This window comes from Mesorhizobium sp. RCAM 06353 (assembly GCF_059683585.1).
This window is the reverse complement of record NZ_CM185031.1, coordinates 3,578,974-3,592,486: the sequence shown is the minus strand read 5'-3', so window position 1 is coordinate 3,592,486 and position 13,513 is coordinate 3,578,974. Positions and strand designations below refer to the sequence as shown.

Below are 13,513 nucleotides of genomic sequence, written 5' to 3'. Positions count from 1 at the left end.
CGTCAGCCAGTTTGATCTAGAAATATTTGAACAGATTGACCCACGATTTGACCACCAGCCCCCTCCTCGACGCCTCCGGCGTCGCCAAAAACTACGGTGCGGTCGCCGCCCTGCGCAACGCGTCGCTGTCGGTCCTGCCGGGCGAAGTCCACGCGCTTATGGGCGCCAATGGCGCCGGCAAGTCGACGCTGGTGAAGATCCTGACCGGCGCCATTTCGGCCAATGCCGGCCACATCCTGATCCGCGGAGAGGCGCGCGACATCCGCTCGCCCGCCGCCGCCCGCCGCGCTGGCCTGCTGCCCGTCTACCAGGAGCCGTCGCTGATCCCCGATCTCGACGTGCTGTCCAATCTCAGGCTCACCGGCACGCCGGTCGAGCCGTTCCGCGCCTGGGTGCGCGAACTCGGTATTCCCGACCTCGACATCCGCGACACCGCGCGCGACATCCCGCTGGCCGTGCTGCGCGTGCTCGACCTTGCCCGCGCGCTCGCCGTCGAGCCCGACGTGCTGCTGCTCGACGAGATGACGGCCGCCCTGCCCGCCAACCTCGCCGAAAAGGTGCTGGAAGTGGTGCGCCGCCAGGGCGACGCCGGCCGCGCGGTGATCTTCATCTCGCACCGCTTCGTCGAAATCTCCGCACTCTGCGACCGCGCCACCGTGCTGCGCGACGGCGAGACCGTCGGCGTCGTCGACATCGTGCCCGGCGTCGAGGAAAAGATCGTCGAGCTGATGCTCGGCACCCGCATCGTGAAAACCCACGTCGCCGCCCGCAGCGCTGCTGAGAAGGCGGCTCCCGCCCCTGCCCAGCCGCGGCTTACCGTGCGCAACCTGCGCGTCGGCACCAAGCTCAGCGACGTCTCCTTCGATCTCGCCGACGGTGAAGTCGCCGGCGTCGTCGCGCTCGAAGGCCAGGGCCAGGACGAATTGTTCGCCGCCCTTGCCGGCTCGATCCGTCCCTCCGGCGGTACCATCGAGGTCGATGGCTCTCAGGTGAAATTCTCGCACCCGATCGACGCCATCAGAGCGGGGATCGCCTATGTGCCGGGCGACCGGTCCGAGGCGCTCGCCATGCAGCGCTCGGTGCGCGAGAACATCGCCCTGCCCTTCAGCGCTGCCTTGCGCAACTGGGGCCCGATCAACATGCGCAAGGAGCGCGCGACAGTGCTCAGCGCCATCGAGCGGCTGCAGATCGACACCCGCGCGCAAGGCGAGGTGCAGCGCCTGTCCGGCGGCAACCAGCAGAAGGTGACCATCGCCCGCTGGATCGCGGCGGACGCCCGCACCCTCCTGTGCTTCGACCCGACGCGCGGCATCGACGTCGGCACCAAGCAGGAGATCTACAAGCTGCTGCGCGAGCTCGCCGGCAACGGCAAGTCGGTGCTGTTCTACACCTCGGAGCTGGAAGAAGTGCAGCGCGTCTGCGACCGCGTCATCGTCATCTTCGGCGGTCGCCTCGTCGACATTTTTCCTGTCGAGGAGGCCGATGAGCCGGCGCTGATGCGCGCCGCCTACGGCCTGCCGCGCGGCGCCAAGGCCGATATCGGGATTTTGGCTGACCCCTCATCGAATTCAACGAATTCGACGGAGGCGACACCATGAGCCACTTCCTGCGCCGCCAGGGCTGGGTCATCGGCCTGCTCGCCCTCTTCGTCGTCCTGTTCATCGCCACCAAGATCATCCAGCCCGCCTATGGCAGCGGCGATTTCGGCTCGCTCGCCCGCGCCGTGCTGCCCTACGCCTTTGCCGTCGCCGCGCAGACGGTCGTCGTCATCGCCGGCGGCATCGACCTGTCGGTCGCCGCCATGATGGCGCTGACCAGCGTCACCGCCGCCTCGATGATGGCGGGCGCTTCCGAAGAATACGCGCTGTTCGTCGTGCCCTTCGTGCTCGCCATGGGCTTTGTCCTTGGCGCGCTCAACGGCCTCTTGATCGTCGTCACCCGCGTGCCCGACATCGTCGTTACGCTCGCCATGCTGTTCGTGCTGCAGGGCGCCGCCCTGCTGGTGCTCGATGCGCCGGGCGGTGCCGCTGCCGAGTGGCTGAAGGCGCTGATCTCAGGTACCGTGCCGATCCCCGGCCTGCCCGACGCCATCGACGCCTGGCTGCCGAAGGCGCTGCTGGTGCTGATCGTCTGCCTCTGCGTCATCTGGATCCCGCTCAGGCGCTCGCGCCTCGGCCTCTCCATCTACGCCATCGGCTCGAGCGAACTGGCGGCGTTCCGCTCAGGCGTGCCGGTCAAGCGCACCCGCATCATCGCCTATGCGCTGTCTGGCCTGTTCGCCGCCTTCGGCGGGCTGGCGCTGACCATGAGCACCGGCATCGGCGCCCCCATCCCCGGCCCTTATCTGCTCGCCAGCGTCGCCGCCGTGGTACTGGGCGGCGTCGCGCTCGGCGGCGGCAAGGGCGGCCTGCTCGGCCCCATCGTCGCCGTCTTCGTGCTGCGCCTGGTGCGCACGGATTTGACGCTGCTCGCCATCGACCCCAACGTCACCGCCATCATCGAAGGCGCCATCATGGTGGCGGTGGTGATGTTCGGCGCGTTCATTACGATGCGGGGGCGGCAGTGAGCGAGAGTAGCGCCCTACGGCGCCCCCCTCTGTCCTGCCGGACATCTCCCCCACAAGGAGGGAGATTGGCAGCTTTGGCGCCCCACTCTTTTCAGCAACGTTGGAGATTGGCGAAAGCCGCGACAACAGCCAATCTCCCCACAAGTGGGGGAGATAGCCGGCAGGCCAGAGGGGGGCGCCGTAGAGCACAATCCTCGCAGAACATCGGGCAAACCCCATGAGCACCACCGCGATCACCCCCGTCCCCTTCGGCCGCCGCGTCAAGCGCTTCATGGCCGACCGCCCGCTCGTGCCGCTGATCATCCTGCTCGTCATCCTGGTGGTGATCCTGCAAATCCTGCGTCCCGGCATCGTCAACGAGCGCTGGATCGGCAACACCATCAAATTCGCCATCCCCTTGGCGATCCTCGCCGGCTGCCAGACCATGACCATGCTGACCGGCGGCATCGACCTGTCGGTCGGCACGGTGGCGACGATGAGCGCCTTCATCATGGCGACGCAAATCGTCAACCAGGACCCGGCGGTGGCCTTCCTGCTGGCGATGATGCCGGCGGTGCTGATCGGCCTCGTCAACGGCATCGGCGTCGGCGTCTTCCGCGTCCACCCGCTGATCATGACGCTGGGCACCAGCCTGATCGGCACCGGCTGCCTGCAGGTCTACCAGCGCACGGTGATTGCGTCTGGCGCCAAAATCCCCGACTTCCTCGCCTGGCTCGGCACCGGCGTCACCTATGGCTTCCCCAACGCCCTGCTGCTGTTCATACCACTGGCAGCCCTCATCGTCTTCACGCTGGCCCGCACCGGCTTCGGTCGCCTGCTCTACGCCGTCGGCGACAATGAGCGGGCAACGCGCCTGTCCGGCGTGCAATACTGGCAGGTCATCACCGCGCTCTACGTCACCTCCAGCCTGCTCGCCGGCATCACCGGCCTGCTCTATATCGGCCTGATCAAGGCCCCGTCCCTCTCGCTCGCCGAACCGCTGGTCCTGCCCTCGGTCGCCGCCGCCGTCATCGGCGGCACCTCCATCTTCGGCGGCCGCGGCGGCTACACCGGCACCATCATTGGCGCCCTGATCCTGACCGTGCTGACGACGCTGCTGACGATTTTGCAGATGCCGGAGGGGGCGAGACGGATCCTGTTCGGGCTGATCGTGCTGTTCGTGACGGCGGCTTATTTAAGAATTGTGGAGGAGCGTTAATACCAGAAGAGCCAAGACGGTGGCCTATGGACATAACAAACAAGGCCCACAAGACAGCGAAAAGCGCGTCCAATTCACGACTCCAATTTCAAATACTGAATAAATCTATTGCGCAACATACCGCCAATATGCAGAAATCCGCGTCTAGAAGCGGGGGGCTGATTAGTATGTCGGAAAATTTCGAGAAAAAGCTGGCGCTATCTTTTGACGGCCCAGACAATTCCGCAACCCGAGGACATTCGCTGGATGCTGCACCCTATCTAGACTGGTAATTTCGAAAAGCTGTTGCATCCGCCCCTCGGAAACCAAATTACCACGTGGCATTCGAGTCCCAATCAAATCTCTTTTGGCAAGAAAGCGCTATCCCATGATTCCCGCCAGACTTTCAGCCCCTGCCCTCGCGAGCCTTCTCGCCGTGGGCCTTGCAGCACCCGCCCATGCGCTCGAATGTCCGTGGCAATTGCGTTTCTGGCTCGGCGTGGACACCAATGGCAGCGCCATGGTCCACAGCGGGCAAAAATGCGTATTTCCCATGAACGCCAGCGGTACCCTCAGTCTAAAAATCGTTTCCCGCCCTAAACATGGAGTGGTCACCCTCCCCAACCGCTCGACCATCGCCTATCAGGCGCAAAACGGCTACAAGGGCACAGACACCTTTGTCTTCGCCGCCACCGGCAAAAGCCAGATCAATCACGGCCAGTCGACAATCACCATGACGATGAAAGTTGACTGAGCAATCATCATGGCAATTCGCGTTGCTTTGCTATCGGCCTTTTGCCTGAGCGTTGCCGCATCTCTTATATCCTTGGCTGCGATAGCGTCGGCCGCCGGGAAACAGCAGGCGCCCGGCGAGTGGCCGATGAATTTTGCTCTGGTTCGCAACGGCGATTGCACGCAAACCTGCGTTCAATGGATATCAGCCGAAGGCGCCATAACACGCGACACCGCCAGACGGTTCAAGACATTTCTGAAGCGGCTGAAGGGCAAGAAATTGCCTGTGGTGTTTCAGTCTCCCGGCGGGGACGTGGTTGCCGCGCTAGCGATTGGACGCATGATCCGGAGCGCCGGCCTGGAAACAGCAGTGGGCAGAACGCAGCTGAACGGCTGCCCGATGCTGGTGCCGCGCTGTCCCGAAAAAATCGTCGAGAACGGCTGGTCGCAAGGCGAGGTCCATTCAGGAGGCGCCTATTGCTTCTCGGCTTGCCCGCTTGCCTTCATGGGCGGCCAGATCCGCGCTGCGGCTCCTGGTGCCCGCATCGGCCTTCATCAAGTAACGATCAACGGCTACAGAGGGCCCGAGCAGGCGGCAAAGAGAGACCTTAACGCAATTTCGACGCGGTCCGACCCTGAGTTGAAACAGATGCTTTCGAGCTATTTCGAAGACATGGGAGTCAGCAGCCAGGATGTGTTCGCCATGATGGGACTGGCGACACCTTACGGTTTTTACTGGGTCCAAAGCGCCGAAGCTCTGAAATCAGGCATCATTACAAAGGTCTTCGCGTACGCCGATGACCCGGGCTACATCATCAGCGGCATGGCGCATGCGGCCGCTCCGCCGACGACGGACATCGTGCAGTGAGAGGGATCTGTCGCTCGCCGAACCCCTTGTGCTGGCCTCGATCGCCGCCGCAGTCATCGGCGGCACCTCCATCTTCGGCGGCCGCGGCGGCTACACCGGCACCATCATCGGCGCCCTGATCCTGACCGTGCTGACGACGCTCTCGACGATTTTGCAGATGCCGGAGGGGGCGAGACGGATATTGTTCGGACTGGTGCGCTGTTTGTCACGGCGGCGTATTTGCGAATTGTGGAGGAGCGGTAGGGGGCATGCCACACTGACTTTTGCCGCCGCCGGACGTCCGCCTGGCATCAAGGCTGGAAGATTTTACGGGGGCCGTTGTCAAAACTCCTGCGGCCGCGTTTCCAGCCCGCAACCACTGGCGCGGCTTCGCGCACGGCCGCTAGCGGTCCGTCACAGTCCAGCAGAACGATATCGGCCTGCGCCCCGACCGCCAGACCATAGGGCGCTGACATCAATCGGGCAGCGCCGGACGTCACCATGGCAAAGACCGCGGCAATATCCGCGGCCAGCGCCAGTTGCGCGACGTTCGCGTAGAGATTGGCCATACGCATCAGCGACGCATCCCCGAATGGCGTGAAAGGGTTAAGCAAATTGTTGGTGGCGATCGCCACGGCGACGCCCGCTTTGGCAAGACGATCAGCGGGCGCAATCCCACGCGGAACCAATCTGTCGTAGCCTCGCCCGTTGAGGAAGAGATCAGTCGCCGGAAGCACCGCGAGTCCTATCCCGGCCGAGGCCAGTCGCGCTCCGATTTGGGAGACCTGATCGGGCGCCATCGCCGAAAGGTTGGTGACATGGCCGAGCGCGACGCGCCCTTGCCAGCCTCTTTCCACCGTCTCCGCGATGACGAACGGCAAATCCGTCCTGTCCGGGTCGAGGGTGAAATCCAGGTGAAAATCCGCTGCCACGTCGTATTTTTCGGCAAGGTCGAAGATGAGTTCGATATGACGCCGCGGATCGGGATCCGTGTAAGGGCATCCGCCGACCAGATCGGCCCCCTCGGCAAGCGCCTCGTCCAGCATGGTAAAAGTGTCGGTTTCATTGGTCAGCCCGTCCTGGGCGAAGGCGCAAATCTCAATGTCGATGGCGAAAGAGTAGTCGGTGCGGATGCGTTTGATCGCCTCGAAGGACCGGAAGCCCGCGCGCGGATCTATTTCCACGAAGCTGCGCATCCGCGTCGTGCCATGAATGATGGCCTTTTCAACCACGCGCGACGCTCGTTCGTAGACGTCCGCTTCCGTGAAGCCGGCTTTGGCTTTTGATGTCTCGCGGATCGCCTCGGCCAACGTGCCCTCGCAGATGGCGCAGCGATCGATAATGCAGGCCTTGTCGAGATGGATATGGGCGTCGACAAACCCTGCGCAGGCAAAACGGCCGCCGGCATCGACCTCTTCATTCGCTTCGCCTGATATAAGCGGATCGATCGCAGCGATCCGGCCATCGGCAACGGCGATGTCGACGATTGGACCGGCTTCTTCGAGCCAGACATTACGGAGAATGAGATCGAAGGTCATTGCGCGCTTCCGATGGCGCAGCCGTCGCTATCCGAGGCGTGCGGCGTATCTCGGTTTGAGGTTCATCCTGGTTGATCTTATGCAACGTTTCAAGTTCCACAACCCACCTTATGGTGATGATTCTGTTAATTTTTCCGTCGCCAACTCTTAGTGAAAATAGACGCCTCTCGCCTTAAGTACGGTCGTCTGACCCCTCGCCCGCCGCGTTCAACCTTAGTGGCCGCCACGTAGGACCGGCTCGAGGCGCAAAGCGGACGTTTAGCGTCAGGCGGGCACCGACGTGGTCGCATATCCATAGGCGAATGGCCGCCTTGCCAGTCCTGCCAATTCGAAAGTCCGACCTGCTGCAGGTCTTGACGAAAATCGGTGCGCCTGACACGAGGGCAAATGGGCATTCGCGCCATGGTGGATGAGCAGGCGGTGGGCAAGCTGTGAAGCGCTTTTTTCGATTGCTTGGCGCCGTGGTCATGGCGTCCGGCGTGGCCGGGTGCACCAGCGTCTCCTACTACGCGCAGGCGCTGGAGGGCCATGTGCAGATCATGGCCGCGCGGAAAAATGTCGGAAAGCTCATCCACGATTCCTCGACGCCGAAGGCATTGCGCGCGAAGTTGACGTCGGCGAGCGCCATACGTCGCTTTGCCACGGATGAGCTGGCGCTGCCCGATAACAGCAGCTACCGCAGCTATGTCGACATCGGTCGAGATAACGTGACCCTTGCCGTTTTTGCCGCGCCGCAATTCTCGCTCACGCCGATAACATGGTGCTTTCCGGTCTTCGGCTGCGTTCCGTACCGGGGTTACTTTTCCCAGAAATCCGCGGCTGAAAGTGCTGCCGAACTGCAGCAACAAGGCCTGGACGTTTACGTCTCGGGCGTCACCGCCTATTCCACACTGGGCTGGTTCAGCGACCCGCTGCTCAGCACCATGCTGCGTCAGGACGCCATGTATCTCGCAAGCCTCATCTTCCATGAACTGGCGCATCAGAAAATCTATGTGAACGGCGACTCCGCGTTCAACGAGGCTTTCGCGGTCGCCGTCGAAACCACCGGGGTGAGGAAATGGCTGCGCGCCACCGGCAATCGCGCCGGATTGCGCAGTTACGAGATCGATCGCCAGCGCAAAGCGGATTTTCTCGGACTGATAGCGAAAACGCGGGACGAGTTGAGGCAGGTCTATGCCAGTCCCCGCGCCTCGCAGCAGATGGCTGCCGCCAAAACAGCCGCGATCGACAGGCTGCGGGTGCGCTACCGGCAAATGCGCGACAGGCGCTGGGCCGGATATCGCGGATACGATGCCTGGTTCAATAATCCCATCAACAACGCAAAGCTCGCCGCGACTTCCGTCTACGGCGAACAGGTTCCGGCGTTCCTTCGCCTTTATGATTTGTGCTCAGGCGATTATCCAAGGTTCTATGCTTCCGTACGGCGGATCGCGGCATTGCCCGAGCCTTCGCGCGCGGAGGCACTGAGGAACGCGACGACGTGTAATTGACGTCGACCAGCACGGCGGCCGGCCTCGCAAGCTCGGCCGTGACCAGCGCCGGTTCCGACCGGCGCGCGCGGGAGCGGGGCCGACCTCACCGTCGGCTCGTCATCGCTGCGATCGTCTCCAGCAGCACCCCTTGCTCTCCCACCCAGAACCAGTGATCCTCCCCCTCCACCTCGACAAACCGGGCTCCCGGTATCCGCGCCGCCAGATACCGCCCGGCTTCGATGCGCACAGCGTGGTCGTCGGTGCGGTGCAACACAATCGTCTTGGCCGCGACTTTTGACAGCAACGGGCGGACATCGGCGTCGCGCAGCGCCTGCAGCAGGCCGGCGACGGCGCCGGGGCTGGAGGCGGCCCGGAGCAGGCCGGCCCACCAGGCGCGCGCCTGGCGGTCGGCGGCGACGCTGGGCGCAAAGGTTTCGATTTCCGCCGGGCCGCCCCAGCCGGCGAGCAGGCGTTGCTGCCAGAGGTCGTATTGCGCCGATGTCAGCGCGAAGGGATAGTCGGGCGCGTGGCTGCCCTTGGCGAGCGAGCCCCAGAGAACCAGGCCGGTCAGGCGGTCGGGGTGGTCGACGGCGAAACGTATGCAGCCCGGCCCGCCCTCCGAGGCGCCGACGAGCAAGGCTTTGCGGCTGCCGGCGGCATCCATCACCGCCAGTATGTCGCGCGCGGTCGCCTCGACTGTCGGGCGCGCGCCGACGCGGTCGGACAGGCCCATGCCGCGCCGGTCGAACAGGATCAGGCGACCGAGCCGCGACACAGCATTGAGCCAGGCGCGGCAGCTCCTGTCTTCCCAGATGCGCTCGACATGCGAAATGAAGCCCGGCACCAGCACGATGTCAGACGGGCCGCTGCCTATGGTCTGGTAGGCGATATGGATGCCGTCGACCGCGACATAACGGGTTCTCGGCACCTCGGCATCGCTCGCGCGCAGCAGAGCGAGCGTGGCAGGGTCCGGCGCCACGCCGAGTTCGTCGCGCAGCAGCCGCACACAGATCTCGCCCTGGCGCTCGGCCGCCGCCCTGTCGCCGGCGGCCAGATGGGCGCGGATCAGGTGACGGTGCGCGCTTTCGCTCAAGGGGTCGAGCGCCGCCAGGCGGGTGGCATGCATTACAGCGCCGCGCGGTTCGCCCCCGGCGATCTTGGCCTCGACCAGCCGCTCCAGCGCCTGCACCAGCCGGCTGCGCAAGGCCTCGCGGCGGAAGAACACCCATTCCTCGAATTCGGGACAATCCGGCAGCGAGAAACCGGCAAGATAGTCGCCGGTGTAAAGGCCGGCGGCATCGTCGAGCAGCCCGGCGTCGCAGGCGTGGTCGAAAGCCCGGGAGTCGGCCTCGACGAACAGCGGCGCGCGCACCACCAGGGATGCCGCGCTGGCTGATATGACCTCCTCGCCAAACGCGATGCGGATCTTGTAGAGCGTGCGCCGCAGACGGGCGCGGGCGGCTTCCGCGTCGGCTTCGGGCCACAGCAGCGTGGCGGCAACGTCGCGCGCCACCGGCCCGCCGGCCTCGGCGAGGTAGATGACGAGCGCCGCCGCCTTGCGCAAGGCGAGCTCTATCGGCCGCCCGTTCAGCCGGAACTCCGGAAAACCCAGAAGTCTGAGTTCTATCAGCTCCATCGATCCGCACGCGGCCGCCCGGTCAGAGGACGTTGAGGGGACGCCGGCCTTCTATCCATCCCCCGAATTCGAGCCGATCCGGCCCGATCAACTCCCTTGGAGCGAGAAATGTTACCGGTCAATACATCAAGCCATCGCACATCAGAACCGCTAGCCGGCGCCCCTGCCGCCGGGCATGGAGGCTGAACCATGTGCCAGACCTGCCTCTCCTGGTACGCACGCTGCGTCGCGCCCTATTTCGTCCACGCCGGCTGTTCGGCCGGCGCCTTCTCGCATATGCGCAGGCGCATCATCCCGCGGGCGCAAGGTGTCGTCGTCGAGGTTGGCTTCGGTTCGGGCCTCAACTTGCCCTACTACGATGCCGCCAGGGTAGAGCGGCTGATCGGCGTCGATCCCGACGGCACCATGCTCGGCCTCGCCGCACCGAAGAGCAGCGCCTCGCTATTCCCAGTCGAATGCATCCGGGCCGGCGGCGAAAGCCTGCCCTTGGCCGATGGCTGCGCCGACACGGTGGTCGTCACCTACGCCTTCTGCACCATTCCGGACCCTGAAGCCGCGCTCACCGAAATCCGGCGCATCCTGAAACCGACGGGCCGGCTGATCTTCATCGAGCACGGCCAGGCCGAGGGGCCGCGCTGCCGCCGGTGGCAGGAGCGGCTGAACCGGCTATGGGGATCGATCGCCGGCGGCTGCCACCTCAACCGCGATCCGTTGCGGCTGATCGGCGGTGCGGGCTTTCGCGTCATCGAGGTGCAGCACGGGCGCTTCCCCCTGCCGCTGTGGCAATTGGGCAGCCACCATGCCGGCATCGCGGCGGCAGGCTGACCGGTCGTCGCCGGCGCCTCACCAGAAGCCGACGAGCGACCTCAGCATCGCGGCTGGGCCAACCGCTTCGCGGCAGGTCTGGCGAAACCCGGCCCGTCCGGTTGCATCGAGCACGTCGTCGTCGATGGCGCGCAGGATGGTGCGGGCATTGCGCCATCCCATCCTGGCCAGCGCCGACGCCAGCTCGGCGCGCGCGGGGTCGAAGGCTTTTTCATCCGCCGGGCTTTCAGCGGGGTCGAAGTCGTTGCTGGCACCAAGTGTGTGCTCGGGGAGAGCCACCACCCGGCGGGCATCGAAGAATGAGTCAAGATCGAGAAAACGCGAGATCGAGCCCAGGCAATCGGCCGGGTCTGAAACCAGCTGCTCATAGCGCACGAAATGCACCGGCGCGCCGGAGCGGCGAAGCGCATCCATGGCGAAATAGAACTGGTTCCAGTAATCGGCCGGCGAGTGGAACCTGTATTCCATGCGCTTCGGCTCGGTGAAATCCTGCCTGACTTCGAAGGGCTGCGTCAGAAACGCGCCGAGATTCCCGTTCGGCTTGAAAATCGTGTCGTTCCTGGCAAGGCGGAACCACGACAGGATCTGGCTGACGGGATCCTTGCTCAGGACGACGATGGGCAGGTCGCCATATTGTATGTCGCGCCCGTTCATGAGCGCCGGAAAGACCCCGTGCTTCCAGAAGCCGTGATCGAAGACGATTTGTACGCCCAGATAGCGTTCTAGCAGATATTTCGCCAGATTGGTGCCGGATCGCGGCGTCCCCATCACCCGCACGGCAATATTGCCGGAGCGCTCCCGCGCCCCGCCGAGCGTCGACATATCGACAATGGTTCCCATCACGCCCCGCGAAATACCGGTTGATCGGCTGCTAATGCGCCGGGCTGCACTGGCCAGCCCGGCCGCCGCCGGATTGGGCCCGTAAATCCTCGGCACGAGATCGTCTGAAGCGACATCGGCAACGGCGCCGACTTCCGCGACTTGGTCGATCGCCGCGACATGGTCGACAATGGTCGCGAAAAAGTCTCGCTCGCGGATCGGGCGGTAGCGCGACGCAATCGTGTGGCGCAATTCCGCCAGCCAGACCGGATCGGTGCAGGCCTTGGCGACCGCGGCGCACCAGGCGTCGACGTCGCGGGCGGGAATGGTCGGCATCAGCCCTTGCGTCGCCTCCGTCAGCGACGGCGCGTCCGAAATCAGCACCGGCAGCCCGAAATCGAGGCACTCGGCGGCACCCAGGCCCCAGCCTTCGACCGCGGAGGGATAGACGCTGAATTCGGCGTCCCGGTAGAGTTCCGCCAGCTCCCGGTCGCTGAGGTTGGAGCGGAACTCGACATGTTCGCCAAGTTCCGGATGCTGCGCCATGAAGGCGGTGAGCTCCTCATACATCCAGCCCCAGCGGCCGCACAGCACGAGCGTCGGCAGCCGCTCACCCAGCAGCGGCAACAGCCGGTGCCAGACCTTGAGCAGCAGGATGTGGTTTTTGCGGATCTCGATCGTCGAGCAGTAGAGGACGAACTTGCGGTTCTGGTTCTGCCGCTCAGTCGACATCTCCCGATCGCTGACGCCTTCCCTCAAGAAAGCGCCGGGCGATGCAACCGCGACCTGCGGGACCCGGCCAAGACCGGAGGCCCTGGCATGGCACCTCACCCGGTCGGCGGTGTATTTCGACACGCAGACGAGCAGCTGCGCATTGTCCAGCTGCCATGCCGTGTTGCGCACGAATCCGCGCGCGTGATGCGGACCGACGAATTGCGGGAAGTCGATCGGAATGAGGTCGTGCATCAAGGTGAAGATGCCGCTCTTGGCTTTTTTCCCGCGAACTTGCCCGAGGCCAGTTCGTGCACGCTGGCGCTGGACAGAAAGCATATTGCGTTTTCGTCCTTCAGCGGATCCCCGCTATCGAGCCTGCTTGGACGGAGCGCCGACTTCACGATCTTGAACAGCCGGATGGCCGTCTTCGACAGCTGAAACTTGACCCCGCGCCGCATCTCGGAGCCCGAGAGAAAGATCGCCGCCACGCGATCGAACTCGCGCCCGGCGGCGAAGGGTGCCGCCCGCATGATCGACAGCAATTTCCACAGCCGCGCCAGATACGAGCTTGCCTCGCCGCCAATCGGTTGCGGCAGATCGCCGTCGACGAGCCGACGGAGATAGCGAAGTTCCGTTTCATCGAGCCTTTGACCCTGCCCCCAGGCATCTACGATGAAGAAGCCGACCGGCGAGCCCTTCCATCGCAGCGCCTGACGGACGAGCGCCGTTTCGACGCGCGGGATGCCCACTGGCGGATGCGGCCCCCATCGAAATGGCAGGGAGGCATCAATATACAGTTTTTTCAATGGTTTACCTTCGAGGTTGCTTCACCGAAAATCAACTAGATCCGGAGGCAACAAATCCGTGGCGGTCAAGCCGCATCATTTCGGCCGCATCATTTCGGCCGCATCATTTCGGATTGTCTTGCCTTGTTCCGAGGCCCGAGGATTTGGAACCTCAGGTGTCGATCCGATGTATGTGGGAAATTTACCCACGTCAAGAGCGTGCGATTGACTTGTGGGTAATTTTCCCACACATTGAATCCGTCAGCGACTGTGAGAGGAAAGGAAGCCAGGACATTCCATAGGATTCAGCGGACCGTCCGCCCCCCGCATGGTCCGCGGAAAGCAGCCGTGCCAAAAAAGCTCACGCCCCCTACCCAACGAGCCCGTACGGCTGCGCCGGCC

The 13,513-nt window shown here is 64.2% G+C and carries 11 protein-coding genes and 1 pseudogene; 8 read left to right on the top strand and 4 right to left on the bottom strand.

The features are described 5' to 3' along the window. The first annotated feature begins 47 nt into the window (after positions 1-47). From AC56QX_RS17330 to AC56QX_RS17305, 6 genes and pseudogenes are all read left to right on the top strand, one after another. On the top strand, positions 48-1,598 hold the full coding sequence (locus tag AC56QX_RS17330) for a sugar ABC transporter ATP-binding protein (protein ID WP_497117791.1): 1,551 nt from the start codon (positions 48-50) through the stop codon (positions 1,596-1,598). Then, a complete protein-coding gene (locus AC56QX_RS17325; RefSeq protein WP_497117627.1) occupies positions 1,595-2,566 on the top strand; it encodes an ABC transporter permease in 972 nt (323 codons plus the stop codon). Before AC56QX_RS17330 ends, AC56QX_RS17325 begins: the two co-directional genes overlap by 4 nt. A gap of 217 nt (positions 2,567-2,783) precedes the next feature. Continuing rightward, positions 2,784-3,764, top strand: coding sequence for an ABC transporter permease (locus tag AC56QX_RS17320; protein WP_497117625.1), 981 nt, complete (start codon positions 2,784-2,786; stop codon positions 3,762-3,764). Positions 3,765-4,131: 367 nt separating this feature from the next. After that, a complete protein-coding gene (locus AC56QX_RS17315) occupies positions 4,132-4,497 on the top strand; it encodes an Ig-like domain-containing protein (RefSeq protein ID WP_497117624.1) in 366 nt (121 codons plus the stop codon). A 9-nt stretch (positions 4,498-4,506) separates the two neighbouring features. Beyond that, positions 4,507-5,343 (top strand): COG3904 family protein, encoded by an 837-nt coding sequence (locus AC56QX_RS17310; protein ID WP_497117622.1) that lies wholly within the window; start codon positions 4,507-4,509, stop codon positions 5,341-5,343. A gap of 7 nt (positions 5,344-5,350) precedes the next feature. Further along, positions 5,351-5,586: pseudogene (locus tag AC56QX_RS17305) on the top strand (ABC transporter permease); the annotation flags it as partial. Between the two features lie 47 nt (positions 5,587-5,633). Here AC56QX_RS17305 and AC56QX_RS17300 read toward each other — a convergent pair. Beyond that, complete coding sequence (locus tag AC56QX_RS17300) at positions 5,634-6,860, bottom strand: amidohydrolase family protein (protein WP_497117620.1); 1,227 nt, start codon at positions 6,858-6,860, stop codon at positions 5,634-5,636. Positions 6,861-7,327: 467 nt separating this feature from the next. Between AC56QX_RS17300 and AC56QX_RS17295 the strand changes: the two genes are divergently transcribed. Next, complete coding sequence (locus AC56QX_RS17295) at positions 7,328-8,350, top strand: aminopeptidase (protein WP_497117618.1); 1,023 nt, start codon at positions 7,328-7,330, stop codon at positions 8,348-8,350. An 85-nt stretch (positions 8,351-8,435) separates the two neighbouring features. On the opposite strand, the gene AC56QX_RS17290 is transcribed toward AC56QX_RS17295, so the two are convergent. After that, positions 8,436-9,968 carry a bifunctional AfsR/SARP family transcriptional regulator/alpha/beta hydrolase gene (locus AC56QX_RS17290; protein ID WP_497117617.1) on the bottom strand — a complete coding sequence of 511 codons (1,533 nt, stop codon included), beginning with the start codon at positions 9,966-9,968 and terminating at the stop codon, positions 8,436-8,438. A gap of 189 nt (positions 9,969-10,157) precedes the next feature. On the opposite strand from AC56QX_RS17290, the gene AC56QX_RS17285 reads away from it, so the two are divergent. Continuing rightward, entirely contained in the window at positions 10,158-10,793 is a 636-nt protein-coding gene (locus AC56QX_RS17285; protein WP_497117616.1) for a class I SAM-dependent methyltransferase, read from the top strand. Positions 10,794-10,811: 18 nt separating this feature from the next. Here AC56QX_RS17285 and AC56QX_RS17280 read toward each other — a convergent pair whose 3' ends face one another. Further along, the gene (locus AC56QX_RS17280; protein ID WP_497117615.1) at positions 10,812-12,578 is read right to left on the bottom strand and encodes a glycosyltransferase; all 1,767 of its coding nucleotides are present in this window, start codon (positions 12,576-12,578) and stop codon (positions 10,812-10,814) included. Next, the gene (locus AC56QX_RS17275; protein ID WP_497117613.1) at positions 12,578-13,075 is read right to left on the bottom strand and encodes a hypothetical protein; all 498 of its coding nucleotides are present in this window, start codon (positions 13,073-13,075) and stop codon (positions 12,578-12,580) included. The genes AC56QX_RS17280 and AC56QX_RS17275 overlap by 1 nt, the downstream gene beginning before the upstream one ends. Positions 13,076-13,513 lie beyond the last annotated feature (438 nt).